This is a genomic window from Dermatophilaceae bacterium Soc4.6, assembly GCA_039889245.1.
In the GTDB taxonomy this organism is placed as follows: Bacteria; Actinomycetota; Actinomycetes; order Actinomycetales; family Dermatophilaceae; genus Lapillicoccus.
On record JAZGVH010000002.1, the window covers coordinates 2,159,477 to 2,184,324 of the forward strand.

Annotated in this window: 23 protein-coding genes; 7 read left to right on the forward strand and 16 right to left on the reverse strand. The window is 72.8% G+C overall.

Going from position 1 to position 24,848, the window contains the following annotated elements; all coding sequences use genetic code 11:
- Positions 1 to 69: 69 nt before the first annotated feature.
- From V3N99_09925 to fbaA, 3 genes are all read right to left on the reverse strand, one after another.
- Positions 70 to 978, reverse strand: a complete 909-nt coding sequence (locus V3N99_09925) for a helix-turn-helix domain-containing protein (protein ID MEO3937062.1) — start codon at positions 976 to 978, stop codon at positions 70 to 72.
- 214 nt (positions 979 to 1,192) lie between these two features.
- A complete protein-coding gene (locus V3N99_09930; GenBank protein ID MEO3937063.1) occupies positions 1,193 to 1,600 on the reverse strand; it encodes a DUF3151 domain-containing protein in 408 nt (135 codons plus the stop codon).
- On the reverse strand, positions 1,597 to 2,619 hold the full coding sequence (gene fbaA, locus V3N99_09935) for a class II fructose-bisphosphate aldolase (protein ID MEO3937064.1): 1,023 nt from the start codon (positions 2,617 to 2,619) through the stop codon (positions 1,597 to 1,599). Before fbaA ends, V3N99_09930 begins: the two co-directional genes overlap by 4 nt.
- Before the next feature lie 92 nt (positions 2,620 to 2,711).
- On the opposite strand from fbaA, the gene V3N99_09940 reads away from it, so the two are divergent.
- The gene (locus V3N99_09940; protein MEO3937065.1) at positions 2,712 to 3,944 is read left to right on the forward strand and encodes a DUF480 domain-containing protein; all 1,233 of its coding nucleotides are present in this window, start codon (positions 2,712 to 2,714) and stop codon (positions 3,942 to 3,944) included.
- 27 nt (positions 3,945 to 3,971) lie between these two features.
- Here the strand turns inward: V3N99_09940 and V3N99_09945 are convergent, their stop codons facing one another.
- Positions 3,972 to 4,373, reverse strand: a complete 402-nt coding sequence (locus V3N99_09945; protein MEO3937066.1) for a hypothetical protein — start codon at positions 4,371 to 4,373, stop codon at positions 3,972 to 3,974.
- 148 nt (positions 4,374 to 4,521) lie between these two features.
- On the opposite strand from V3N99_09945, the gene V3N99_09950 reads away from it, so the two are divergent.
- Positions 4,522 to 5,298 (forward strand): exodeoxyribonuclease III, encoded by a 777-nt coding sequence (locus V3N99_09950; protein ID MEO3937067.1) that lies wholly within the window; start codon positions 4,522 to 4,524, stop codon positions 5,296 to 5,298.
- Positions 5,299 to 5,417: 119 nt separating this feature from the next.
- On the opposite strand, the gene V3N99_09955 is transcribed toward V3N99_09950, so the two are convergent.
- Together V3N99_09955 and V3N99_09960 are read right to left on the reverse strand one after the other, a co-directional pair.
- A complete protein-coding gene (locus tag V3N99_09955) occupies positions 5,418 to 5,840 on the reverse strand; it encodes a PPOX class F420-dependent oxidoreductase (protein MEO3937068.1) in 423 nt (140 codons plus the stop codon).
- A complete protein-coding gene (locus tag V3N99_09960; protein ID MEO3937069.1) occupies positions 5,837 to 6,529 on the reverse strand; it encodes a TrmH family RNA methyltransferase in 693 nt (230 codons plus the stop codon). The genes V3N99_09955 and V3N99_09960 overlap by 4 nt, the downstream gene beginning before the upstream one ends.
- Positions 6,530 to 6,615: 86 nt before the next feature.
- Between V3N99_09960 and V3N99_09965 the strand changes: the two genes are divergently transcribed.
- On the forward strand, positions 6,616 to 7,287 hold the full coding sequence (locus V3N99_09965; protein MEO3937070.1) for a VTT domain-containing protein: 672 nt from the start codon (positions 6,616 to 6,618) through the stop codon (positions 7,285 to 7,287).
- A gap of 52 nt (positions 7,288 to 7,339) precedes the next feature.
- Here V3N99_09965 and V3N99_09970 read toward each other — a convergent pair whose 3' ends face one another.
- From V3N99_09970 to V3N99_09990, 5 genes are all read right to left on the reverse strand, one after another.
- Positions 7,340 to 8,257, reverse strand: a complete 918-nt coding sequence (locus V3N99_09970) for a glycosyltransferase (protein MEO3937071.1) — start codon at positions 8,255 to 8,257, stop codon at positions 7,340 to 7,342.
- A complete protein-coding gene (locus tag V3N99_09975; GenBank protein MEO3937072.1) occupies positions 8,254 to 9,516 on the reverse strand; it encodes a polysaccharide biosynthesis protein in 1,263 nt (420 codons plus the stop codon). The genes V3N99_09970 and V3N99_09975 overlap by 4 nt, the downstream gene beginning before the upstream one ends.
- Before the next feature lie 35 nt (positions 9,517 to 9,551).
- Entirely contained in the window at positions 9,552 to 10,229 is a 678-nt protein-coding gene (locus V3N99_09980) for a LemA family protein (protein ID MEO3937073.1), read from the reverse strand.
- Between the two features lie 64 nt (positions 10,230 to 10,293).
- The gene (pyrE, locus tag V3N99_09985; GenBank protein MEO3937074.1) at positions 10,294 to 10,851 is read right to left on the reverse strand and encodes an orotate phosphoribosyltransferase; all 558 of its coding nucleotides are present in this window, start codon (positions 10,849 to 10,851) and stop codon (positions 10,294 to 10,296) included.
- A gap of 75 nt (positions 10,852 to 10,926) precedes the next feature.
- Positions 10,927 to 11,703 (reverse strand): SDR family oxidoreductase, encoded by a 777-nt coding sequence (locus V3N99_09990; GenBank protein ID MEO3937075.1) that lies wholly within the window; start codon positions 11,701 to 11,703, stop codon positions 10,927 to 10,929.
- 40 nt (positions 11,704 to 11,743) lie between these two features.
- On the opposite strand from V3N99_09990, the gene V3N99_09995 reads away from it, so the two are divergent.
- Complete coding sequence (locus V3N99_09995) at positions 11,744 to 12,388, forward strand: alpha/beta fold hydrolase (protein ID MEO3937076.1); 645 nt, start codon at positions 11,744 to 11,746, stop codon at positions 12,386 to 12,388.
- Positions 12,389 to 12,438: 50 nt separating this feature from the next.
- On the opposite strand, the gene V3N99_10000 is transcribed toward V3N99_09995, so the two are convergent.
- A complete protein-coding gene (locus V3N99_10000) occupies positions 12,439 to 13,239 on the reverse strand; it encodes a deoxyribonuclease IV (GenBank protein MEO3937077.1) in 801 nt (266 codons plus the stop codon).
- Positions 13,240 to 13,464: 225 nt separating this feature from the next.
- On the opposite strand from V3N99_10000, the gene V3N99_10005 reads away from it, so the two are divergent.
- A complete protein-coding gene (locus tag V3N99_10005) occupies positions 13,465 to 15,420 on the forward strand; it encodes an alpha-amylase family protein (protein ID MEO3937078.1) in 1,956 nt (651 codons plus the stop codon).
- Positions 15,421 to 15,563: 143 nt separating this feature from the next.
- A complete protein-coding gene (gene katG / locus V3N99_10010; protein MEO3937079.1) occupies positions 15,564 to 17,849 on the forward strand; it encodes a catalase/peroxidase HPI in 2,286 nt (761 codons plus the stop codon).
- Positions 17,850 to 17,924: 75 nt separating this feature from the next.
- On the opposite strand, the gene V3N99_10015 is transcribed toward katG, so the two are convergent.
- The 4 genes from V3N99_10015 to clpB all read right to left on the reverse strand — a co-directional run bounded on the left by V3N99_10015 (position 17,925) and on the right by clpB (position 23,169).
- The gene (locus V3N99_10015) at positions 17,925 to 18,302 is read right to left on the reverse strand and encodes a hypothetical protein (protein MEO3937080.1); all 378 of its coding nucleotides are present in this window, start codon (positions 18,300 to 18,302) and stop codon (positions 17,925 to 17,927) included.
- A gap of 193 nt (positions 18,303 to 18,495) precedes the next feature.
- Entirely contained in the window at positions 18,496 to 19,254 is a 759-nt protein-coding gene (locus V3N99_10020) for a DALR anticodon-binding domain-containing protein (GenBank protein MEO3937081.1), read from the reverse strand.
- Complete coding sequence (locus V3N99_10025; GenBank protein ID MEO3937082.1) at positions 19,251 to 20,348, reverse strand: hypothetical protein; 1,098 nt, start codon at positions 20,346 to 20,348, stop codon at positions 19,251 to 19,253. The genes V3N99_10020 and V3N99_10025 overlap by 4 nt, the downstream gene beginning before the upstream one ends.
- 232 nt (positions 20,349 to 20,580) lie before the next feature.
- Positions 20,581 to 23,169, reverse strand: a complete 2,589-nt coding sequence (clpB, locus tag V3N99_10030; GenBank protein MEO3937083.1) for an ATP-dependent chaperone ClpB — start codon at positions 23,167 to 23,169, stop codon at positions 20,581 to 20,583.
- Between the two features lie 159 nt (positions 23,170 to 23,328).
- Here clpB and gndA point away from each other — a divergent pair, with 159 nt between their 5' ends.
- A complete protein-coding gene (gndA, locus tag V3N99_10035) occupies positions 23,329 to 24,789 on the forward strand; it encodes an NADP-dependent phosphogluconate dehydrogenase (GenBank protein ID MEO3937084.1) in 1,461 nt (486 codons plus the stop codon).
- Positions 24,790 to 24,848 lie beyond the last annotated feature (59 nt).

Consider the following 24,848-nt stretch of genomic DNA (forward strand, 5'->3'; position numbering starts at 1 on the left):
TCGTCCGTTGCTTCGGCGCGCTCCCTGAGCGACTACCCCCCGGCGGCTCGCCCGGGCGCAAGCAGGAGGCTATCGGCTGCGCGGTGGACGACCCAACCGGGCACCCGGCAGGGCCTGCGGGTGGGGGGCCTGCGACATCCGTCCCGAGAGGACCGCCTGCGCCCCGAGCTGGAAGCGGGTGCGGGCCCCGAGCTCGTCCATCAGCCGCGCCACCCGGCGCCGCACGGTGCGCAGGCTCCAGCCGAGGTAGCGGGCGATCGCCTCGTCCTTGAAGCCGCGGGCCAGCAGGTCGAGCAGCTGCTCGTCCTCGTCGTCGTCGACCGAGCGCGAGGCAGGGAAGGGCAGGGCCCGGGCCCAGACCTCGTCGAAGTAGGCGACGAAGAGCGAGACGAGCATCGGGTCGCGCACCAGCACGTAGTCGGAGGCCGGGTCGCCCCAGACCTCGACGCAGACCACGGCCTCGGTGCCGAAGGTGAGGAACTCCGTGGTCGCGCCGTCGACCACCCGCTGCTGCTCGCCGACCGTGCGGAAGGCCTGGGCGCGGGCGACCGCGTCGGGCCGGTCGAGCAGGCTCGAGTCGTAGATCGCCAGCTGCACCCGTCCCCCGGCGATGACCTCACGGGTGTACGCGTCCATGTCCTGGTCGAGGGCGGAGGCCCCCACCTCGTCCGTCATGATCAGCTGGCGCATCGGCCCGCTCGTCGAGCCGGCGAGGTCGTGGATCAGGCTCGAGGCGACCTCGAGGGTGACGCGGGCGACCTCGCTGGACGCTTGCCGGGCGGGATCCCCCAGACGGGCGAGGGCGTGCCGCGCCTCGGCGAGCTCGACCCCGTCCTGCGTGGCGCGGGTCTGGAGGTTGGCCAGGGCCCGCAGCAGGATCTCGCGGGGGTCCTCGTCGACCAGGGAGGCGCGTGGTGTGCCCTGCCGTGGTGTGCCCTGCCCTGATGTGCCCTGCCGTGGTCCCGCCCCGCTGGTCATGGTGGCATCTTAGGGCCATTGGCAGCAAAAACCACTCCCGCGAGGGGTGACCGATGCTTATATGTGCTCATTCCGTCCTGGGTGGACGGTCGCCCACAAGGCGACATGGGCTGGTCGCACCCGGCCGGACGAGCCGGTGGCGGTGCCGGGGAGTGGACGTTCGGGGGTCCGCTCTCCGGCACCGGCGCCTGCCCGAGCGCCGCCCACTGGTGGCTCAGGCGCCGAGGGCCTCGGCGGCCTCCCGCGACGACTCGCGCAGGAACGCCGAGCAGCGCGCCTCCTCGTCCGACTCCCCGATGGCCCGGGCGGCGCGCGCCAGGGCCGCGAGCGCCCGCAGGAAGCCGCGGTTCGGCTCGTGCGCCCATGGCACGGGACCCTGGCCGCGCCAGCCCGACTTGCGCAGGGTGTCGAGACCCCGGTGGTAGCCAGTGCGGGCGTAGGCATAGGCCTCGACCGGGTGGTCGGCGTCGAGCGCCTGCTCGGCCAGCGTGGCCCAGGCCAGCGACGAGGTCGGGTGCGAGGTGGCCACCGCGACCGGGTCGTCACCCCCCGCGAGCATCGCCGCCGCAGGATCGACGGGCAGTCGGGTCTCCGGGATGCCGAGCAGTCCGCCGTCCGTCATGAGTGGGTCCCGGCCGAGCGCAGGTTCTCGCAGGCGGTGACGACCCGGGCCGACATGCCGACCTCACCGGCCTTGCCCCACGCCCGCGGGTCGTACTTCTTCTTGTCGCCGACCTCGTCGTCGATCTTGAGCACGCCGTCGTAGTTGGCCAGCATCCAGCCGGCGATGGGCCGGGCGAAGGCGTACTGCGTGTCGGTGTCGACGTTCATCTTCACCACGCCGTAGTCGACCGCAGCCGAGATCTCCTCGGGGGCCGACCCCGACCCGCCGTGGAAGACCAGGTGGAAGGGCTTCTCGTCGGTGTCGGGGAAGGCCGCGTGCACGGCCTTCTGGGCGGCGTCGAGCACCTCCGGGCGCAGCTTGACGTTGCCCGGCTTGTAGACCCCGTGCACGTTGCCGAAGGTGAGGGCGGTCAGGTAGTAGCCGCGGTCGCCGGTGCCGAGCGCCGTCGCCGTGGCGATGGCGTCCTCCGGCGTGGAGTAGAGCTTGTCGTTGATCTCTCCCTCGACGCCGTCCTCCTCGCCACCGACGACGCCGATCTCGACCTCGAGCACGATCTTCGCGGCCTGGCACAGGGTCAGCAGCTCCTGGGCGATCTCGAGGTTCTCCTCGAGCGGCACGGCCGAGCCGTCCCACATGTGCGACTGGAACCACGGCAGGCCGCCGGACCTCACGCGCTCGGTCGAGGCCGCCAGCAGGGGGCGCACGAAGCCGTCGAGCTTGTCCTTGGGGCAGTGGTCGGTGTGGAGCGCGATGTTGACGTCGTAGCCCTTGGCGACCTGCTCGGCATACGCCGCGAAGGCGAGCGAGCCGCTGACCATGCTCTTCAGCGAGCCCGAGAGGTAGTCCGCTCCGCCCGTCGAGACCTGGATGATGCCGTCGCTGCCGGCGTCGGCGAAGCCCTTGAGGGCGGCGTTGAGGGTCTGCGACGACGAGACGTTGATGGCGGGGTAGGCGAAGCGGCCAGCCTTCGCCCGGTCGAGCATGTCGGCATAGACCTCGGGGGTGGCGATGGGCACTGGCTCTCCTTCGAGTCTGCGGTGGTGGGCTGTCCGCATCCTTCCACGGCAGCACGACGCGCCGGGGCGACGTCCGGCATAGGGTCGTCACTGTGGACGACCCGACCGCTCTCCCCGTGCTCGATCCCGTCGACCAGCGGGTGCTGGGGAGCCTGCTCGAGAAGCAGAAGACCGTGCCGGCCTCCTACCCCATGACGCTCAACTCGCTGCGCACGGCGTGCAACCAGAGCAGCAGCCGCGACCCCGTGACGGCGTACGACGACTCGCGCATCGAGGACGCGTGCCGCACCCTCAAGGCACGCTCGCTCGTGCGCATCGTGTGGACGGGTGCGGGCAGCCGCACCCTGAAGTACCACCAGACCCTCGACGAGGTGGTGCCGCTCGACGAGGACGAGCGGGCCCTGCTCACCGTGCTGCTGCTGCGCGGACCGCAGTCGCCGGGCGAGCTGCGCACCCGCACCGAGCGGCTGCACGCCTTCGCCGACCGGGCGGCCGTGGAGGCCACGCTGAAGGCGATGGCGGGACGGGCCGAGCCCCTCGCCCCCCTGGTCGTCGAGCTCGAGCGGCGGCCGGGCCAGCAGGACTCCCGCTGGGCGCACCTGCTGGGGCCGCTGCCGACCGACGAGAGCGGGGGCACGGCGGTCGCGCCGGTGGTCGACCGCGAGAGCGTCCTGCGCGGGGGCGGTGCCGCGCGCGACGAGCGGGTGCTCCGCTCGATCGAGGCCGTGGCGGTGCCGTATGCCGAGGCCCACGGCGACGAGGTGCGCGGGCTGCCGTTCGAGCGCTGGCTGCTCGACCGGGTGGCGGTCGAGGTCGACGACGCGCCGGTGGTCGAGGTCGGCTGCGGTCCCGGGCAGGTCACGGCGTGGCTGGCCGAGTCGGGCGTCGCGGCGCAGGGTCTCGACCTCTCGCCGGCCATGGTGGCCGTGGCCCGCGAGCGACACCCCGAGCTCACCTTCGAGGTCGGCGACCTGCGCCAGCTGATGCGCCCCGCGGGGGCGAGCGGGTGGGGCGCCGTGCTCGCGTGGTACTCGCTGATCTACCTCGCCGAGAGCGAGATCGCCTCTGCCGTGGGCGCGCTGGCGCGACCCTTGGCTCCCGGAGGGCTGCTCGTGGTGGCCATGCACGCGGGCGCGTCCGTGCGGCACACGGACTCGTGGTTCGACGTCGAGATCGACCTCGATGTCGTGCTGCACGACCCCGAGGTCGTGCGGGCGGCGTTCGCGAGCGCGGGGCTCGTCGACGTGGAGTGGTACCTGCGCGGCCCCCTGGCCGGGCGGGGCGAGACGACCGGGCGGCTCTACGTGCTCGGGCGGCGTCACTAGTCGACGACCGGGCGCGGGAGGGGGAGGTCAGCCGAGGGTTCCGGCGATGCCCGCGGCCATGCTGGGGGCGAGGGCTCCTCGGACGCCGACGAGGACACGCCCGCTCCCCGCGACCGACCACCCCGAGCGCACGAGCACCAGCCTGGCCGCCCCGAGGATTTTGGCGTCCGAGCTGTAGAGGAGCGTCACTGGATCGCCCAGGGCGTTGACGCAGCTGACGGACATCGCCCCGGTGACGTCGGGAGCGGCCGGTCGCGCGCACACGACGTTCCCTCGGCCCTCGGCCTGCTCGGCGAGGCCCTGGACGCTCGTGACCGGGTGCCTGAGGGTGGCGCCGCAGACCGAGCCCGTGCCGGTCGCCCCGAGGAGGACGACGGTCGCCACGACGAGACGCCGCGCGCGCGTCGTGATCCTGAGTGCCTGCGCCATGGCCCACCTCCGTCGGTCCCTCCTGCGGGGGCCCGGGTCGTGGTGGCAGCAGGTCGAGACCTCTGGTCTATCGGCACCCCGGTGGTCCCGGACGAGTAAAACGCGTCGGCGAGTCGGCGGCGCCCGGCCGGACGGATAGCCTCGCCCCGTGCGCATCGCCACCTGGAACGTCAACTCCATCCGCTCCCGCATCGACCGCGTCGAGGCCTTCCTGCTGCGGCACGACGTCGACGTGCTGGCGCTGCAGGAGACCAAGGCCAAGGTCGCCCAGATCCCGGTGATGGGGCTGCAGGCGGCGGGCTACGAGGTCGCCGCGGCGGGTGTCAGCCAGTGGAACGGCGTCGCAGTCATCTCGCGGGTCGGTCTCACCGACGTCGAGGTCGGCTTCCCCGACCAGCCGGGGTACGGGGAGCCGCTGGCCACCGAGGCGCGCGCCATCGGCGCCACTTGCGGGGGCGTGCGGGTGTGGTCGCTCTACGTGCCGAACGGCCGCAAGGTCGACGACCCGCACTACCACTACAAGCTCGACTGGCTGGCCCGGCTCGAGGTCGCGGCGCAGGGCTGGCTGGCCGAGCCGACCGTGCTCGTCGGCGACTGGAACATCGCCCCGCGCGACGAGGACGTCTTCGACATCACGGCGTTCGCCAAGGACACGCACGTGACCCCGCCGGAGCGAGCGGCGTTCGAGGCCTTCGTGGACGCAGGCTGGGCCGACCTGGCGCGGCCCCATACGCCCGGGCCGCAGGTCTACACCTACTGGGACTACTACCGGCAGCGCTTCGAGCGCAACCGGGGGATGCGGATCGACTTCCTGCTGGGGAGCCCGGCAGTGGCGGCCCGGGTGACCGACGCCTTCATCAACCGGGACGAGCGGGCGGGACAGGGTGCGAGCGACCACGCCCCCGTCGTCGTCGACCTGGCCTGACCCGACGTGACCCGACCCCTCCGTACACACCCACTTGTTGCGGTGGGCGCCGGACATCTCAGTCTTCCAGCCCCAACAACGCAGCGCCAGCCGCAACAAGTGGGCTGGGTGAGGTCAGGTCAGGTGAGGCGGAGGATCACGCGCTCGCCGCTGGTGCGGCGGGCGACGGTCATGAGCTTTTCGACGCCGGTGATCATCTTGTACATCAGGCCGTACTTGCCGCTGAGGGCCCGCACCGCCGCCGCCGTCGTCGACTGGTCATCCGGCTCGACGATCTCGACCGTCACCGGCAGCAGCGGGGCACCGGCTTCGACCTTGCCGCTGCGGGTGCACGGCTGGAGGGTCGCCTCGGGGCGGGCGCGCAGGCGCGTGACCTTGTGGCTGCCGGCGGGGGTCGTGACGACCAGGCCCTCGGGGGTCGAGGCGACCCACACCGGGGTCGCGACCACCGACCCGTCCTTGCGGTAGGTCGACAGCGAGACGAACTGCTCGCGCCCCATCGTCTCGAGGGTCGGCAGACCGGGGCTGGACGCGCTGGTCACGGGGTGGGCTCCATACGGCTCACCGTAGTCAGGTCGGCGTGCTGGCGCACCCAGGTGTGCATCGCGATCGCCGCGGCGGCGCCGGCGTTGATCGAGCGGGTGGAGCCGAACTGCGTGATGTGCAGGGTGGCCTCGCAGGCGGCGCGCACCTCGTGGCTCAGCCCCGGCCCCTCCTGACCGAAGACGAGGACGCACTCCCGCGGCAGCACGGCCGTCTCGATCGCCACCGACCCTGGCAGGTTGTCGATCCCGATGAGCGGCAGTCCCCGCCCCCCGTCGACCCGCTCCGCACCCGCCGCCCACTCCACGAGGTCGGCGACGGACGAGTGGTGGTGCTCGTGCTGGTAGCGGTCGGTCACCATCGCCCCGCGCCGGTTCCACCGCCGACGGCCGACGATGTGGAAGGCCGCGACGTTGAAGGCGTTGGCGGTGCGGATCACCGAGCCGATGTTGAAGTCGTGCTCCCAGTTCTCCACCGCCACGTGCAGCGGGTGCCGACGGGTGTCGAGGTCGGCGACGATCGCCGCGTGGCGCCAGTAGCGGTAGCGGTCGAGGACGTTGCGCCGGTCGCCCCCGGTCAGCAGGTCGGGATCCCAGCGGTCCCCCACAGGAAGGGGCCCGACCCACGGGCCGACGCCGACCGTGCCGGCGTCGGGCTGGTGCGGTGCAGCGGCTGGGGGCTGGCTCACAGCAGGAACCGTAGTGCCGCCCGCAGCAGGGGCGCGGCGAGACGTGGCGCCGGGACCGGGACTCGTCCCCTACCGTTGGCACCGTGATGACCACCCTCGCCACCTTCGCGCACCTGACGGCCCCCGCCCTCGGCCCCAGCTGGCTGGACCCCAACTACCTCTTCGAGACGTATGGAGCGACGTTCTTCGTCCTCGCCCTCGTCTTCGTCTTCATCGAGTGCGGGCTGCTCTTCCCCTTCCTGCCCGGGGACTCGCTGCTCTTCGCGATCGGCCTGTTCATCGCCACGGACAAGCCGCACCTGCCCTCGCTGCCGGTCGCCCTGGCCGCCCTGATGGTCGCGGCCTTCCTCGGCAACGTCGCGGGTTACGAGCTCGGCCGGATCATCGGCGTGCCGCTCTACGAGCGCAACGGCCGCATCGTCAAGCGGAAGTACCTCGACCAGTCACGCACTTTCTTCGACACCCACGGCAGCAAGGCGCTGGTGATCGGCCGGTTCGTCCCGTTCGTGCGCACCTTCATCACCCTCGTCGCCGGGGCCAGCCGGATGCAACGCCGCCACTTCTTCGTGTGGAGCGGCGTCGGAGCCGTGCTCTGGGTGCTCGTCGTCACCCTGCTCGGCTACTTCCTCGGGTCGGCCTTCCCCGCCATCGGCAAGAACCTCGACGTCGCGATCGTCGTCATCGTGGCGCTCTCCCTGCTGCCGGTCGCCATCGAGTGGTGGCGCCACCGCAAGGCCATCGACGACGCCGTCGGGTAGTCCGGGATCACCTCGCGCTCAGGACGACCTCGCGCTCAGGACGACCCCGCGCTCAGGACCTCCGCACAGGCAACGGGCCGGTGCGCCCCAGCAGCCCGTCGCGCCACCCCCGCAGCATCGCCGCACCGAGGGCCCGGCGGTCGGGGTCGAGCGCCAGCCGCAGCAGGTGCGCCATGGCCTCCTCGACCAGACGGCGGGCGACCCACCGCGGCTGCGACGCGGCATACCGGACGGTGATGAGCGTGCCGTTGCGCGCCATGTAGCGCACGCGGGTCGGGCTGTGGTGGTTGACCGCGCCGACCGAGCGACCGAGGACGCGGCCGGGCACCCGCTCCCCCTGCCCGTGCGCGAGCCCTGCGCCCGGTGCGACAACCGGGGACAGCCCGGCGGCGCGGCAGCGCACGGTGAACTCCGAGTCGACCCCGTCGATGACGAGGCCCTCGTCGAGCAGGCCCACCGCGTCGAAGGTCGACACCGGCACGACCCACCCGGACTGCATGGGGTCGAAGGCGCGCCACAGGCCCGCCACCCCCGGCACCGGCCCGTCGGTCGGCGCCCGCCGGTCGCTGTAGGTCTCGCTCGCGACGAAGCCGTAGGCCGCCCCGGCCTCAGCCAGGCGCACCGCCGCCGCGATCGCGGCCGCAGCGTAGCCCGGCTCCAGCCGGCTGTCCTGGTCGAGGGTGAGCACGTGCGTCAGCGCACCGGCCCCGGCAGGGCCGACCCCGTCGCGCAACGCGGTGATGCCGGCGTTGAGGGCCGCGGCGATGCCGGCATTGGCCTGATGGAGCACCTCGACACCGATCGCCTCGAGAGCGGCGAAGACGGGGGCGGCGCTCGCGCCGGATCCGTCGTCGACCGCGACGACACGGGCCCCCGCCCCGAGCTCGCGCAGCTGCCGCAGGGTCTCAGCCGCGGCCTCGACGAGGGACGCGGGCGGGTCGAGACAGGCGATGACCGCCCCGAGGGTCACCGCGGGACCCCCGAGGTGAGCGCCGGTGCGCGCAGCTCGCGCCAGGCCGGCAGCGCGAGCCCGAGCAGCAGCGCCGCCTCGCTGGCCGCCATCCCCCAGGCGACACCAGCCAGCCAGCCGTCCCCGGCCGCCGTGACCATGACGCCGAGGCCGACGACGGCGGAGGCGGCCGTCCACCCCAGCACGAGCCGGGTGCGGCCGGCTGGGATGAGCAGGTTGCGCACGAAGGGGGTGCTGGCGCAGATGAGCAGGAACGACACGGCGTAGCCCGCGCAGACCTCACGCGGGGCGGCGACGGCGTCACCGAAGAGCAGGCCGGTCACCCAGGGCCCGAGCCCCAGCAGGACCGCTCCCCCGACGACCCCGAGCACCGTGTGGGCCACCAGGGCGGCCAGGTGTCGCCGCACCCGGTCGCCCGCCCCGGGGAGGTCGGGCTCGAGGGTCCACCCCTGGAAGGCGTTGCCGGCGGCGACGACCGCGAAGAGCCCCAGCCGGTAGACCGCGTCCGCCGACGACAGCCCCGCGGCGACGGGCGCGGCGAAGGTCGAGGTGGCGATCGGCGCGGGGGTCGAGGCGTAGGCCGTGGCGACGAGGTTGACCCCGGCCGTACCGCCCTGCTCGCGCAGCTCGCGCACCGGTCGGCCCACGGGCAGGGGCGACCAGTCGGCGCCGGGGGCGTGCCGACGCTGGAAGGCGACCAGACCCACGAGGGTGGCGATGACCAGGATCGCCGGATACGTCCACACCGCCCGGGTCACGAGCACGACCGGCACGGCGAGCACGGCCGCCCCCACCCGGGGGAGCGTGTCGAACCAGAAGAGCAGCCACGGCTGGCCGACCCCGATGCCGAACCACGCCGGGGACAGCCCGAGCAGGCTGGTGGCGACGGCCATCGAGACCCCGACGACCCGGTAGCCCGGCTGCGCGACGACCGCGGCCACGGCGGCGGCGGCCGGCACCACGGGCAGCAGCAGGAGCAGACGGGTGCGCAGGCTCGCGGCATACAGCTCGGTGCGGACGGCCGGGTCTGCGGCGCGGGCGACCGCCACCGGGCCGATGACGTTCCACCCCCAGAAGGTGACCGTGGCGCCGACGGTGCCGACCGCCTGCCCCGCGACCACGCTCGACCAGCCGGCCGGGCCGGCCACCCGGGCCACGACCGGCAGCAGCAGGAAGGGCGTGACCAGCGAGAGCAGGGGCAGCACGGTGAAGCCGGTCAGCCGCCGGAGCACCGTCGGCACCCTCGGCGCGCTGGGCACCGTCGGCCTCCTCGATGCGCTCGGCCCGCTGCCGCTCAGGCCGGCGGTGGCGTCGTCGACGCCGGGGGGTACGGCGCGTCCTGGGGTGCGGCCGGAGGGAGGGACGCCGCCACCGGGGGCGGCGCCACCGCGGGCGCCGCAGGACTCGGCGCACTCGACCCGAAGCTGACCTGCGGGGCCTGACGCTCGATGCCCTCGGCCTCGAAGTACTCCGCCTTGCTGACCCCCGCCGGCCCCGCGAGGAGACTGGTGGGGATGGACTCGACCTTGGTGTTGAGCTCGCGCACGTTGGCGTTGTAGTAGCGCCGGGCGCTGGCGATGCGGTCTTCGGTGGAGGCCAGCTCAGCCTGCAGGGCCAGGAAGCCCTGGTTGGCCTTGAGGTCGGGGTAGGCCTCCGAGACGGCGTTGAGCCGCACCAGCGCCTGGGTCAGCTGCGCCTCCGACGCGGCCACCTGACCAGGGCTCTGACCGGGGGTCATGGCCTGCGACCGGGCCCGGGTGACGTCGTCGAGCGTGCCCCGCTCGTGGGTGGCATAGCCCTTCACCGTCTCGACGAGGTTGCCGATGAGGTCGTGCCGGCGCTTGAGCTCGACGTCGACCTGCGCCCAGGCCTCCTGCACGAGGTTGCGCGTCTTGATCAGGCCGTTGTACATCCCGACCAGCACGAGGGCCAGACCGACGACGACGACCAGGATGACGATGAGCGTGACCATGCGCGTTCCCTCCGGAGGTGGGCCACACGGTGCGACGGTGGCCTGCCCTGATCCTAGGGGAGGCCTACGACAGACCGAGCTCGTCGAGGCCGAAGGCGAAGAGGTAAGGCACCCCGCGAGCCTCGATGACGCCGCCGGCGCCGGTGGCCCGGTCGGCGATCGTCGCGACGCCGACCACCTGCGCCCCCGCCTCGCGGGCGGCGTCGAGAGCCGTGAGCGGCGAGGCCCCGGTCGTCGTGGTGTCCTCGACGACGAGCACTCGCCGCCCGCTGATCGAGGGGCCCTCGATGCGCTGCTGGAGGCCGTGGGCCTTGCCCTCCTTGCGCACGACGAAGGCGTCGAGCCGCTCTCCCGCTGCGGCGGCGGCGTGGAGCATGGAGGTCGCCACGGGGTCGGCGCCGAGCGTCAGCCCGCCGACCGCGTCGTAGGCGAGGTCCTTGGTCAGGTCACGCAGCACGAGGCCCACGAGCGGGGCCGCCTCGCCGTCGAGCGAGATGCGGCGCAGGTCGACGTAGTAGTCGGCCTCCTTGCCTGACGAGAGGGTGACCCGTCCGTGGACGATCGCCTTCTCCTTGATGATCTCCAGCAGGCGGCTGCGGGCACTGGTCACGTCGGCGGTCACGAGAGCCGAGCCTACTGTCCGACCGCAGCCTGACGCTGGGGGGAGATCAGCCAGACGTGGTGACGGTGCGGACGACTACCCCGTCCTGCGCCGTCGTCTGTGCAGTGATCCGGAGCTCTGCCGCACCACCGAACGGGGCAGCGCCCGCATGAGCGCCACGAGCGCGCGGTACTGCACACCCGGGACCGATACGACCCGCCCGCGATTGACGTCGTCGAGCGCCCGTCGCACCAACGCGGGCGTCTCGAGCCACAGGCGGGCCGGCAGCGCCGACATGTTGAGGGCCGCCCGGTCGTGGAACTCGGTGTGCACGAAGCCCGGGCAGAGCGCAGTCACCGTGACCCCGGTGCCCAGCAGCTCGGTGGCGAGCCCCTCGGAGAAGACGGTGACCCACGACTTGGCTGCCGAGTAGGTGCCCATCGCCGCGAAGCCGGCGACCGACGAGACGTTGACGATCGCGCCGTGACCCCGCCTCCGCATCGCGCTCGCGCCGGCGTGCGACAGCACCAGCACGGCCCGGCAGAGCACCTCGAAGAGCTGCTCCTCGACCTCGACGTCGTTCTGCAGGAACGAGCGCCCCAGGCCGTAGCCGGCGTTGTTGACCAGCAGGTCGATCGGCCGGGCGTCGTCGTCGAGACGCTCGGCCACCTTGCCCACCTGGGCCCGGTCGGCGAGGTCGGCGGCGATGATCTCGGTCTCGACGCCGAACGTGCGACGCAGGTCGTCGGAGACGTCCTCGAGCCGGGCGCGGTCGCGGGCGACCAGCACGACGTCGTGCCCCTTCTCGGCGAGCTGGCGGGCGAACTCGAGACCGATCCCGGCGGTCGCGCCGGTGACGAGTGCAGTCGACATGGCCCCACCCTAGGGTCGACCCCCGGCCGGCGCGGGCCGCATCCCGGCGGTCACCCCCCTCAACTGGTTCCGAGAGCAGGCTTCGCGCTGTGACGACCACCAACCTGCACCCCGCTCGCGCGCACCGGCTGGTGGCCGACGACGGAGCGCTGCTGTCCGTGCAGGTGCACGAGCCCGAAGCCACCGGCGCCCCGGTCTGCGGGTGGTCACCTGGGACCAGCGCGGCCACGAGGGCTCGACCCTCGCCGGAGGTCGCTACCGCGCCCGGGGCCTGAGCATCAGGCGCCTCGCCCGCGATCTCGACACCGTCCTGCAGTCCGTCGCGCCCGAGGGTCCGGTGGTGCTCGCCGGCCACTCCATGGGCGGAATGACGGTGATGGCGTATGCCGGCCTGCACCCCGCCACGGTCACCCAGCGGGTGCGGGGGGTCGCGCTCGTCGCCAGGAGCTCGGGCAACCTGGCGGGTGGGCGACCCCCCGCGGAGAAGTACGCGCTGCGGGCCCTGGCCCTGGGGCTGCCGGTCACGGCGGTCCCCGTCATCACGACCAGGAGCCGGGCGATGCCCTTCGGCCACGTCGCCGACCCGCAGGCCGTGCAGGACATACGGGCCCAGGTGGCCTCGACCCGGCTGACCACGCTCGGCGGCTTCCACGGGGCCCTGCTGGCCGGCTCCACCGCCGCCTGACCCTTCCCGACGGCCACCTCACCATCGCCCCCATCCGGTATGCCGCGGGGTCAGGCCAGGTGCTCGCGCAGCCACGCGATGTCGTCGGCCTGACCCTGCACCCCGCCGGGCGTCTCGACGACCACCGGAGCGGCGGCCTCCCGCACGACGTGGGCGAGGTCGGCGGCGTCGATCAGACCCGACCCGAGGTTGGTGTGGCGGTCGGCGCCGGAGTCGAAGTCGTCGCGGGAGTCGTTGCAGTGGACGAGGTCGATGCGCCCGGTGATGCCGCGGATCTTCTCGACCACGGTCTCGAGCTCGTTGCCGCCTGCGTGCGCGTGGCAGGTGTCGAGGCAGAAGCCGACCGTGTGGCCGCCCTCCGCGGCACCGATCGCGTCCCACAGCCGTCCGATCGCCTCGAGGCGGCGGGCCATCGCGTTGTCACCGCCCGCAGTGTTCTCGATCAGCAGCGGCACGGGCATCTCGAGCCCGTCGACGCACTTGCGCCAGTTGTCGAAGCCCCTGAGCGCGTCGTCGTCGGCCCCGAGGTGACCGCCGTGCACGACGACCCCCTTCGCCCCGATCTCGGCGGCGGCGAGCAGGTGCTGCTGGAGCAGCTTGCGGCCCGGGATGCGGATCCGGTTGTTGAGCGAGGCGACGTTGATCGGGTACGGCGCGTGCACGTAGAGGTCGATCCCCGCCGCCTCGGCGGCAGCCTTCAGCGCAGCCGGCCCCGCGGCGTACGCGATGACGGGGCCCTTGTAGCTCTGCGGGTCGCCGAGGAAGAACTGGCTGAGGCGGGCGCCGCGCGCCTGCGCCTCGGCGACGGGATCGGTGCTGTCGACGTGACCGCCGAGGTGGAGCGTGGACATGGCGCCACTCTAGGGGCCGCCCCGAGCGCCTCAGTCCTGCGCCCGCCACCGGCGACGCAGCCGCACGAACAGCCCGTAGCGCAGGAGCCCGAGCGTCCGCGCCGCTGAACGACCTCGCCCGCGTGCAGGTCGCGCCCAGCAGGCCTGGCGCATCTCGGGTGCTTCGGCGAAAACGTTTCCGCGTGTCCCTTCCCTGAGGACGGGCGCATTCGGCACGATGGCCACATGCCACTGTCGGCCGCCCCGGCCTCCGCCCACGACGTCGCCGCCACGGCGCTCGCCTCGGCCCCCACCCACCGTCGCCAGACCTTCGCCCTGCGGCTCGACCGCTGGTGGGACGACCTGCTCGAGCCCCTCGTGCGGCTGCACGGGGCGCAGGAGGGGCGGGTCCTGGCCACGCAGCTGGTCGCGCTGGCGGCGGCGGCATACGGGGCCCGCGACGACGAGCTGCACCTGCTCGACGAGCGGCGCCTGCTCGAGCCCGACTGGCTGCAGTCGCCCCGCATGCTGGGCTACGCGACCTACGCCGACCGCTTCGGCGGCACGCTGGAGGGCGTCGGGGAGCAGGTCCCCTACCTCGAGGAGCTCGGGGTCACCTACCTGCACCTCATGCCGCTGCTGCTGCCCCGCGAGGGCGACAACGACGGTGGGTATGCCGTGGCCGACTACACCCGCGTGCGCCCTGATCTGGGGTCGATGGACGACCTGCGCGCACTGGCCACCACCCTGCGGCGGCGCGGCATCTCGCTGGTGCTCGACCTGGTGCTCAACCACGTGGCCCGCGAGCACGCCTGGGCGGTCGCCGCCCGGGCCGGCGACGCCGTCCACCGCGACTACTTCCACATCTTCGACGACCGCGGCGGGCCCCAGGGTCCGGATGCCTACGAGTGCACCCTGCCCGAGGTCTTCCCCGACTTCGCGCCCGGCAACTTCACCTGGGACGACGGCGTGCAGGGCTGGGTGTGGACGACCTTCAACTCCTGGCAGTGGGACGTCAACTGGGCCAACCCCGCCGTCATGCGCGACTACGCCGAGATCGTGCTGGACCTGGCCAACACCGGGGTCGAGGTGCTGCGGCTCGACGCCATCGCGTTCATGTGGAAGCGCCTCGGCACGAACTGCCAGAACCAGCCCGAGGTGCACGACATCACGCAGGTGCTTCGCACGCTGGCCCGGATCGCCTGTCCCGCAACGGTCTTCAAGGCCGAGGCGATCGTGGCGCCGCGTGACCTGCTGGCCTATCTCGGCGCCGGTGGCTACCAGGGCAAGGTGAGCGACCTCGCCTACCACAACAGCCTCATGGTGCAGATCTGGTCGATGCTCGCGACCGGCGACGTGCGGCTGACCGCCCACGCCCTGCGGGGGCTGCCGCCCGCACCGCCCCGATCGACCTGGATCACCTACGTGCGCTGCCACGACGACATCGGCTGGGCGATCGACGACGCCGACGCCGCCTTCCTCGGGCTCGACGGGTGGTCGCACCGACGCTTCCTCTCGCAGTGGTATGCCGGGTCCTTCCCCGGGTCGCCGGCCCGCGGCCTGGTCTTCCAGGAGAACGAGGCGACCGGTGACCGGCGCATCAGCGGCACCGCTGCCCAGCTGGCCGGGCTGGCCTCGGCCGGCACCGACCGTGCTGCGGCCGAGGGTGCCGTGGCCCGGATCGTGCTGGCTCACACGGTGATCGCGGGCTTCGGCGGCATACCGGTGCTGTGGAGTGGTGACGAGCTGGCCCAGCTCGACGACCCCGACTGGGCCGACGAGCCGGGGCACGCCGACGACAACCGCTGGACCCACCGCCCCCGCCTCGACTGGGACCGCGCCCGTCGTCGGCACGACCGGAGCACCCCTCAGGGGCAGGTGTTCGAGGCGATCGCCCGCATCGCCCGGGTGCGGGCGTCCCTGCCCTACCTGCACGCGTCCGTCGCGACCGAGGTGCTCGAGGTGCACGACCCGGGAGTGCTCGCGCTGCTGCGGCGCCACCCGGTCGGGGTCATGGTGGCTCTGCACAACGTGCGCGGCGACGAATCCCGTTGGCCTGGTTGGCGACTCGCTGACCTCGGGTTGTTCGAGCCCGTGGACGCGCTTACCGGCGTGCCGCCTCGATATGTCGACGGAGACGTCGTGGTGCCGCCCTGGGGGTCACTGTGGCTGGTGGCGCGCCAGCCGAGGACGTCGACGTAGCGGGAGCCACGGCCCGACGTTCGCCCACCTGCTCCAGCTCGTCGCGCCAGCGGGGACCGCCCACGGGCGCCACGCGACCAGCCAGGCGGAGCGACGAGCCGAGGACAGGTGTGGGACACCGGCTGACCGGGTAGTTTCCACCCATGACTGAATACGTCGAGTACGACGACGTCCTCCAGGGCACGTGTCCCTTCGGCGGCAACACGATCGGTGGGGCCTACACCTCCAAGCCGACGCTGTCCGACTGGTATCCGGACCGCCTCCGGGTCGAGCAGCTCCACACGAACGGTGCCGCGGCCGACCCGCTGCGCGACTTCGACTACGAGGCCGCCTTCAGCGCGATCGACCTCGAGGGCCTGAAGGGCGAGATCAAGAGGTTCCTGACGACCTCGGTGTCCTGGTGGCCCTCGGACTACGGCAACTACGGCCCGCAGATGATCCGCATGGCGTGGCACGCCGCGGGCACCTACCGCATCGCCGACGGCCGCGGCGGCGCCGGCCAGGCGCTCCAGCGCTTCGCGCCGATCAGCAGCTGGTGGGACAACGGCAACACCGACAAGTCGCGCCGCCTGCTCTGGCCGATCAAGCAGAAGCACGGCAACGCGCTGTCGTGGGCCGACCTCATGGTCCTCACCGGCAACTGCGCGCTCGAGATCATGGGCTTCCCCACCTACGGCTTCGGTGGCGGACGCCGAGACGCGTGGGAGGCCGACGACTCGACGTACTGGGGCGCGGAGTACATCGAGAACAGCAACCCCGACTCGTTCGACGCGATGGTCATGCGCGACAAGCGCTGGACCGGTCAGCCCGGCGACGCCGACTACGAGCTGGAGCAGCCGCTGGCCGCCTCGCACCAGGCGCTGATCTACGTCAACCCCGAGGGCCCCAACGCCAACGGAGACCCGGCGGCCTCGGCCGTCGACATCCGGATCACCTTCGGCCGCATGGCCATGGACGACCTCGAGACGGTGGCGCTGATCGCCGGCGGTCACGCCTTCGGCAAGAGCCACGGCATGGTCGCGGCCGACAAGGTCGGGCCGCCGCCCGAGATCGCCCCGATGGAGGCCATGGGCCTGGGCTGGGCCAACCCCGAGGGCAAGGGCTTCGCGGAGTACACCATGACCAACGGCATCGAGGGGTCGTGGACGCCCGACCCGACGCAGTGGGACAACTCCTACCTCGAGAACCTCTTCCGCTTCGAGTGGGAGAAGGACCAGAGCCCGGCCGGTGCCCTGCAGTGGAAGCCGGTCGACCCAACCGCGCCGCGAACCCCCGACGCGCACCTCGCGGGCGTCGACCACTCGCTGATGATGATGACCAGTGACATCGCACTGAAGGTGGACCCGGTCTACAACGCGATCTGCCAGCGGTTCCTCGCCGACTTCGACCTCTTCACGCGGGAGTTCTCGAAGGCCTGGTACAAGCTGACCCACCGCGACATGGGCCCGAAGTCTCGCTACCTCGGCCCTGAGGTCAACACCGACGAGCTGCCCTGGCAGGACCCGCTCCCCGCGCTCCAGCACGCCGTCATCGGCGAGGCGGAGGTGAGCCGGCTCAAGCAGGCCGTGCTCGCCACCGGCCTGTCGGTCTCCGACCTCGCCTACACCGCCTTCTCGTCGGCGGTGACCTTCCGCCACTCCGACAAGCGCGGCGGCGCCAACGGCGCCCGCATCGCCCTCGCGCCGCAGAAGGACTGGGCCGTCAACGCCCGCGCCGTCGGCGTCGTGTCGGCCCTACGTGGCGTGATGGTTGACTTCAACGCCTCCGGTGAGGCCGAGGTCAGCCTGGCCGACCTCATCGTGCTCGGCGGCTGCTCCGCGGTCGAGCAGGCCGCACGTGCCGCCGGTGTCGAGGTGACGGTGCCCTTCACCCCGGGACGGGTCGACGCGACCCAGGAGCAGACCGACATCCCCACCTTCGAGTGGCTGGCACCGGTCGTCGACGGGTTCCGCAACTACGTGATGGACGACTACGCCCAGGTCACGACCGTCGCGCCGGAGACGCTCTTCCTCGACAAGGCCGCCCTCCTCGGGCTGAGCGCACCGCAGTGGGTCGCCCTCACCGGCGGCCTGCGCGTGCTGGGCTGCAATCACGACGGGTCGGAGACCGGGGTCTTCACCCACCGGGTCGGCGAGCTCACCACGGACTTCTTCACCACCGTGACGAGCATGGACTACGAGTGGAGCAAGGTCGACGAGGCCGGCACCAGCTTCACCCTCGACCACCGCGAGGGCGGCGGGGTGGCCTACCGCGCCTCGCGCAGCGACCTGCTGTTCGGGTCCAACTCGCAGCTGCGCGCCGTCGCCGAGGTCTACGCCGGCAGCGACGGCAGCGAGGGACACACGCGCTTCGTGCGTGACTTCGTCGCCGTGTGGGACAAGGTGATGATGGGCGACCGATACGACGTCAAGCCCGTCAAGATGGGCTGACGCCCCACTGCACGCGACACCCCGGGCCCGCCATCTGGCGGGCCCGGGGTGTCGTCGTCCGGTGGTCGCGGCGACTCAGTCGCGGGTGGCAGCCTCGACCTCGGCGAAGACGCGGCTCAGCTCGCGGTAGGTCTCGAGGTCGAGCTCGCCCCGAGCCAGCCACTGGTCGACCTCACCGCGGGCTCGCGCCGTACCGGGAGGGGTCAGCAGCTGGGGGCGGCAGGTGATCGCCGGGTCCGCACGCCGAGCCGGTGCCAGGGCCTGGACGGCGTCGGCTGCAGGCCTGGCGCCGAGCGACGACGTCGCGGCCATCCGGCCGGCCAGGCGAGCTCGTCCTCGAAGGAGGACGGCTGCGGCACCGCCGGCCCCGACGGTCACGGCGACCTGGAGGGCGGTGAGGGTAGCCGGGTGGGCCTGGGCGGAAGCGGCGCTGAGCACCGTGGGAATGGTCATGGCGATCGTCCTGTCGAGCGCGCACCGGCCAGCGGAGGTGGAGGACGCGGGGCTGCTCCAAGGGTGCCGCGTCGAGCCGGGCGGAAGGTTCGAGGAACCTGAGGATCGTCTGTGGCCGGCTGTGCGACGCGCAGCACCGGGCAGGAGCTGGGCCGACCTCCCGCCGGGCACCGCGCGGTCTCGGGGCGAGCGGTCAGACCGGCACCGGTCGGGGCAGGCCGAGCAGGTCGATGCCCGCCCCGAGGACCAGGGCCGTCGCTAGGGCGAGCGCCACCCGGGCCTGGTGCACCGGCCCCACCGGGTCGTCGACGCGGCGCGGGACCACGGTCTCGGGGTCGAGCCAGTCATGGGTGCGGCCCGCGAGCTCGGCGAGCCGCCGCAGCAGCCAGAGCCCGTCGTCGGCGCGGATCGCGCGGGCCACGTCGTCGGCGGAGGCCGCCAAGGCGGTCAGCAGAGCCGTCTCGGCGGGATCGGTGAGCAGGTCACCGACCTCAGCGGGTCCGATGCCCTGCGCAGCAGCCAGGGCGACCACCGTGCGCGCCCGGGAATGAGCCCAGACCAGCGCGAAGACCGGCTCGTCGCGACGACGGCGACCGGGCCCCGGGAGCCCCGGGGTCGCCAACGACTGCGCGGGGGGCGCGGCCCCTCCCCCGGCCGACAGCACGCGCGCGACGACGGTGCCCGCGGCCGCAGGGGTGAGGACCACGTCGAGCACCCCCTCGCCGAGGACCCGGACCACGCCCACGTCGGGGTGAACCGCCAGCCGGGCAGCGGCCTCCTGTGCGAGCGCGCTCGACGACCGGGCCAGTCCGGGCGCGAGCCGGAGCGCCAGCGGCGAGCGCCAGCCCGGCCCGTCGGCGGCGGGCACCACGCGCGGTCGTCCCTCCGGGGGCGGTGGCGTGGCCGGCGCCACCGCCGACCACACCACCCGGGCCAGCTCATCCGGCGTCACCTCGGCCCCTCCTGGTACGACACCATGAGCGGCCGCGGCGAGCGGTTCACGGTGTCGGCCGGCGAAGCGGTCTGCGGGTCCTCGTCATAGAAGTTCTTCCAGCCCAGGAAGACGCCCGGGGGCGTGGTGTCCACGATGCGTGCCCACGTCGACTCCTTGGACGACCGGGGCCCCTGGCCGTCGACGTGCACGAGCAGCGCGACCTCGTCGCGGCTGCGGTCGAGGCGGGCCGCGTCGCGCACCATCGCGGGGCGGAACTGGTGCAGCACCAGCACCTTCTGGGGGAGGTTCCTCGCAGCCGTGAGACCAGCGAGCCACCCCACGACGGCGTTGACCTGCCCGGCCGTGACCGACCCGATCTGCTTCAGCGGCAGCTGGTCGGGGCCGAGGGCCCACTCGGGGTCGAGGGCCAGACCGACGTTGGGCTGCTCGAGCAGCGACTGGTACCGCCTGGCCTGCTCGACCATGTCGGCGCGCCCCGGCTGCAGGTCGAGCACGACGTACTGCCCTGCACTGGTCGCCGCGTCGACCATGGGCTGCAGGCTCGCGACCGGGCTCTCGGTGGAGTAGTCGCCGTCGGCCCCCGCCGACACCGAGGCGACGGTAGCGATGATCTCCAGAGTCGGCACGACCGGGACGTCGTAGAGGGTCCGGTACGGCGCCGCCACGCTCGCGGCCCGTCGTACCGTCTCGTCGGGTCCCTGCTCGCCCAGGACCCTGAGCCCTCCCCCGCCGGGGTGGCCGTAGAGCGCGACGAGCGCCCGCCCGGGAAACACCCGCTGGCCGCCGCCGGGCAGCTGGACGGGCCCGTGCGGGGCCCGGGCCATGGCGCTCACCGCCGCGGTGGCGGCCCGGGGGCCCCCGACGAGGCGGGTGCCGCGGTCGCCGCGGGTGAGGACCGGAAGAGGGAGGCGCTGACCGCCGAGGTGACCTGGCCCGCAGACGAGCCGCCGGCCACGGAGACCGCCGCCGGGACGTGCGTCACTGCTGCCGCTGGTGCGGGCGCCACCGTCGCCGACGCTCCCGGCGTGGCCGTCGTACCGCTCACGCTGGGGTCGCTCGGCCGACCGGTGCCCAGCGGGGGCGAGGAGCACCCGGCGAGGGCGACCAGCGCGGCGAGGGCGAGACCGCCGACCCGGCTCGTCGGTCGTCCCAGCGCTCGACGGGGTACCCACCCCTGCACGGTGCCACACCCGCCGTGCCGACGCCTGTCCGACGCCTCCTGCGACCCCCGTGCGGGAGGTCGGACCGGGAGGCGGAGCGGGGGCGAGCAGCCGGGGGTGCACCTCGCCTCGCCGCGGCGGCCACCGCCCGGCCGTGGGCCACCTACTTGTCCAAGCGCACGCCTGACGGCCGGAGCTCGAGCGTGTCGGCCTCGTCGTCGCGGTCGACGACCACGACGCTGCCGTCCCGCGCCTCGCCGGACAGGATCGCACGAGCCAGCCGGTCACCGATCTCCTTCTGCACGAGGCGTCGTAGGGGGCGCGCGCCGTACGCCGGGTCGTAGCCGGTGAGGGCGAGCCACTCCCGGGCTCCGGGCGTGACCTCGAGGGTGATCCGGCGGTCTCGCAGTCGGGTCTCGAGGGTCTGCACCTGCAGGCCCACGATGTGGGCGAGGTCGTCGGTGGAGAGCGGGTCGAAGACGATGACCTCGTCGAGCCGGTTGAGCAGCTCGGGCTTGAACGCCGCGCGCACCGTCCCCATGACCGCGTCGTGCTTGACCGCGTCGGAGAGAGTGGGGTCGACGAGGTAGTGGCTGCCGAGGTTGCTGGTCATCACCAGGATGACGTTCCGGAAGTCCACCGTCCGGCCCTGCCCGTCAGTCAGGCGCCCGTCGTCGAGCACCTGCAGCAGGATGTCGAAGGTCTCGGGGTGGGCCTTCTCGACCTCGTCGAGCAGCACGACGGAGTACGGCCGCCGCCGCACGGCCTCGGTCAGCTGCCCACCCTCGTCGTAGCCGACGTAGCCGGGGGGCGCCCCCACGAGGCGGGCGACCGCGTGCCGCTCGGAGTACTCCGACATGTCGATCCGCACCATGGCGCGCTCATCGTCGAAGAGGAAGTCAGCCAGTGACTTGGCCAGCTCGGTCTTGCCGACTCCGGTGGGGCCGAGGAAGAGGAACGAGCCGGTGGGGCGATCGGGGTCCGCGATGCCCGAGCGGGCGCGTCGTACGGCGTCGCTCACCGCGCGGACCGCCGTCTGCTGGCCGATGAGGCGAGCACCGAGGTGGCTCTCCATGTGCAGCAGCTTCTCGGTCTCGCCCTCGAGCAGTCGGCCGGAGGGTATGCCGGTCCAGGCCGAGATGACGTCGGCGATGTCGTCGGCCCCGACCTCGTCCTTGACCATGACGTCGGAGCCTCGGGCGTCCTCGTCTCGCGTTGCGGCCTCGATCTCCTTCTCCAGCGAGGGGATTCGACCGTAGCGCAGCTCAGAGGCACGGGCCAGGTCACCCTCGCGCTCATTGCGCTCGGCGAGGATGCGCAGGTCGTCGAGCTGGGCCCGCAGGTCGCCGACCCGGTTGATCCCTGCCTTCTCGGCTTCCCACCGGGCGGTGAGGGCAGCCAGCTGCTCACTGCGGTCCGCGAGGTCCTTGCGCAGGCGCTCGAGCCGGTCGCGGGAGGCGTGGTCGGTCTCCTTCTCGAGGTGCAGCTCCTCCATCCGGAGGCGGTCGACGGACCGCCGCAGCTCGTCGACCTCGACGGGGCTCGAGTCGACCTCCATCCGCAGGCGCGAGGCAGCCTCGTCGACGAGGTCGATGGCCTTGTCGGGCAGCTGGCGGCCGGGGATGTAGCGGTCGGACAGGGCTGCGGCGGCGACGAGAGCGGCGTCGGAGATGGTCACCTTGTGGTGCGTGGCGTACTTCTCCTTGAGCCCGCGCAGGATGGCGATGGTGTCCTCGACGCTTGGCTCACCGACGAAGACCTGCTGGAAGCGGCGCTCGAGCGCGGCATCCTTCTCGATGTGCTTGCGGTACTCGTCGAGGGTGGTCGCCCCGACCAGCCGCAGCTCTCCGCGGGCCAGCAGCGGCTTGAGCATGTTGCTGGCGTCCATCGAGCCCTCACCGGTGGCGCCGGCCCCGACGACCGTGTGCAGCTCGTCGATGAAGGTGATGACCTCTCCTGAGGCGCCGGTGATCTCTGCGAGGACGGCCTTCAGCCGCTCCTCGAACTCGCCGCGGTACTTCGCGCCGGCCACCATCGAGCCGAGGTCGAGCGAGATCAGGCGCTTGCCCTTGAGGCTCTCGGGCACGTCACCCGCGACGATGCGCTGGGCGAGACCCTCGACGACCGCGGTCTTGCCGACGCCGGGCTCGCCGATGAGCACGGGGTTGTTCTTGGTGCGACGGCTGAGCACCTGCACGACCCGACGGATCTCGGCGTCGCGGCCGATCACGGGGTCGAGCCGTCCCTCGCGTGCGACGGCGGTGAGGTCGGTGCCGTATTTCTCCAGAGCCTGGTACGACGCCTCGGGGTGCTCGGAGTCGACCTTCCTGCCCCCACGCACCTGCGGGATCGCCTTCTCGATGGCGTCGGCGTCGAGACCGAACTGGCCGCTGCGGGCGAGGGCGAGCAGCAGGTGGTCGGTCGACACGAAGGAGTCGCCCATCGCGGTCATCTCGACCCGGGCCGCCGCGAACGCGGCCAGGGCACCACGCGAGAAGCCCGGTGCCGAGACCGTGGAGCCGCTGACCGACGGCAGGTTGGCGAGCACCTTGTCCGCCGCGGTGATCGTGTCGGCCACCGAGGTGCCAGCCGCCTGCAGCAAGGTCGGCGTCGTCGTGTCGGTCTGCTGGGCGAGTGCCCGCAGCAGGTGGGCGGTCTCGGTGTGCGGATGCCCCTGGGCTGCGCTGTCGCCTACCGCGGTCGAGACCGCCTCGTTGGCCTTGGTGGTCAGCTGGAGCTCCGTGCCTGCCATGGGGGGTCCTTTCGGGTCTGGTCGGCGCACCTGACGAGTGCGGTGGGCGCCGGGGGAAACGTCCGGCAAAGTTGAGTGTATTCCACTCAGGTCTGGGTGAGCTGAGGACGAAGGTCCCCCCGCCGTGACGCGGCGGCAGTCTGGGAGTAGACAGGGGAGGTGACTGTCACCCCCTCCCCCGCACCCACCGCCCAGATCGGCGTTACAGGCCTCGCCGTCATGGGCCGCAACCTGGCCCGCAACCTCGCCCGCCACGGCCACACCGTGGCCCTGCACAACCGCACCCAGGGCAAGGTCGACGACCTGGTGTCGCAGTTCGCCGACGAGGGCGACTTCGTGCCCAGCACCTCGCTGGAGCAGTTCGTCGGCTCGCTCGAGCAGCCGAGGCGCATCATCATCATGGTCAAGGCCGGCGGCCCCACCGACGCGGTCCTCGACGAGCTCGTGCCCCTGCTCGACGAGGGCGACATCGTCGTCGACGGGGGCAACGCCCACTTCGAGGACACGCGCCGTCGCGAGCAAGCCCTGGCTGACAGAGGTCTGCACTTCGTCGGCGCCGGCATCTCCGGTGGCGAGGTCGGTGCGCTCGAGGGCCCGTCGATCATGCCCGGCGGATCGGCGACGGCCTACGAGACCCTCGGCCCGATCCTCGAGTCGATCTCGGCCCACATCGACGGGGAGCCGTGCTGCGCGCACCTCGGACCCGACGGCGCCGGCCACTTCGTCAAGATGGTGCACAACGGCATCGAGTACGCCGACATGCAGGCCATCTCCGAGGTCTACGACGTGCTCTCGGCCTCCGGCTTCACCGCCGCCGAGGCCGCCGACGTCTTCCGCACGTGGAACGAGGGTGATCTCGACTCCTTCCTCGTCGAGATCACCGCCGCCGTGCTCGCCCAGGTCGACGCCGGCACCGGCACCCCGTTGGTCGAGCTGATCAAGGACGAGGCCGAGCAGAAGGGCACCGGGCGCTGGACCGTGCAGATCGCCCTCGAGCTCGGCGTGCCGGTGCCCGGCATCGGCGCGGCCGTCTTCGCGCGCGCAATGTCGGGCGACCTGTTGGTGCGCCAGGCTGCTCGCGGCCTACCGGGTCCCAGGCGCGCCCTGGGCGAGGTCGGCGCACTCGACAGGGACGGGCTCGTCGCCGACCTCGAGGCCGCCCTCTGGTCGTCGCGCGTCGTCGCCTACGCCCAGGGCCTGGAGATGATCCGCGGCGCCAGCGAGCACTACGACTGGGGCGTCGACATCGCCACCGTGGCCCGCATCTGGCGGGGCGGCTGCATCATCCGCGCCCGGCTCCTGCGCGACATCACCGACGCGTATGCCGCGACCCCCGACCTCGCGACCCTGCTCGCGGCCGACAGCCTGCAGGACGGGCTCGCCCGCCGGCAGGACGGCTGGCGGCGGGCCGTCGCCGTGGCGACGACCGGCGGCATCCCGGCGCCGGCGCTCGGAGGGGCGCTGGCGGCCTACGACACCGTGCGGGCCCACCGGCTGCCGGCCGCCCTGGTGCAGGGGCTGCGCGACAACTTCGGCGCGCACACCTACGAGCGCACCGACAAGGAGGGCACCTTCCACACGCTGTGGAGCGGCGACCTGACCGAGGTCGACGCCGGCTGACCCGGACGGCGGGGGTGGCAGGCGGCGGCCGCGAGGGGAGCGAGCGGCCCCGGCCACCC

What these genes read in the sequence shown, in the direction of transcription:
- V3N99_09945 (MEO3937066.1), bottom strand. Translation starts at nt 4,373, where the DNA reads ATGGCGCAGGCACTCAGGATCACGACGCGCGCGCGGCGTCTCGTCGTG.
- V3N99_10005 (MEO3937078.1), top strand. Translation starts at nt 13,465, where the DNA reads ATGCCACTGTCGGCCGCCCCGGCCTCCGCCCACGACGTCGCCGCCACG.
- V3N99_10015 (MEO3937080.1), bottom strand. Translation starts at nt 18,302, where the DNA reads ATGACCATTCCCACGGTGCTCAGCGCCGCTTCCGCCCAGGCCCACCCG.
- V3N99_09925 (MEO3937062.1), bottom strand. Translation starts at nt 978, where the DNA reads ATGACCAGCGGGGCGGGACCACGGCAGGGCACATCAGGGCAGGGCACA.
- clpB (MEO3937083.1), bottom strand. Translation starts at nt 23,169, where the DNA reads ATGGCAGGCACGGAGCTCCAGCTGACCACCAAGGCCAACGAGGCGGTC.
- V3N99_09990 (MEO3937075.1), bottom strand. Translation starts at nt 11,703, where the DNA reads ATGTCGACTGCACTCGTCACCGGCGCGACCGCCGGGATCGGTCTCGAG.
- V3N99_09980 (MEO3937073.1), bottom strand. Translation starts at nt 10,229, where the DNA reads ATGGTCACGCTCATCGTCATCCTGGTCGTCGTCGTCGGTCTGGCCCTC.
- V3N99_10000 (MEO3937077.1), bottom strand. Translation starts at nt 13,239, where the DNA reads ATGTCCACGCTCCACCTCGGCGGTCACGTCGACAGCACCGATCCCGTC.
- V3N99_09965 (MEO3937070.1), top strand. Translation starts at nt 6,616, where the DNA reads ATGACCACCCTCGCCACCTTCGCGCACCTGACGGCCCCCGCCCTCGGC.
- katG (MEO3937079.1), top strand. Translation starts at nt 15,564, where the DNA reads ATGACTGAATACGTCGAGTACGACGACGTCCTCCAGGGCACGTGTCCC.
- V3N99_09930 (MEO3937063.1), bottom strand. Translation starts at nt 1,600, where the DNA reads ATGACGGACGGCGGACTGCTCGGCATCCCGGAGACCCGACTGCCCGTC.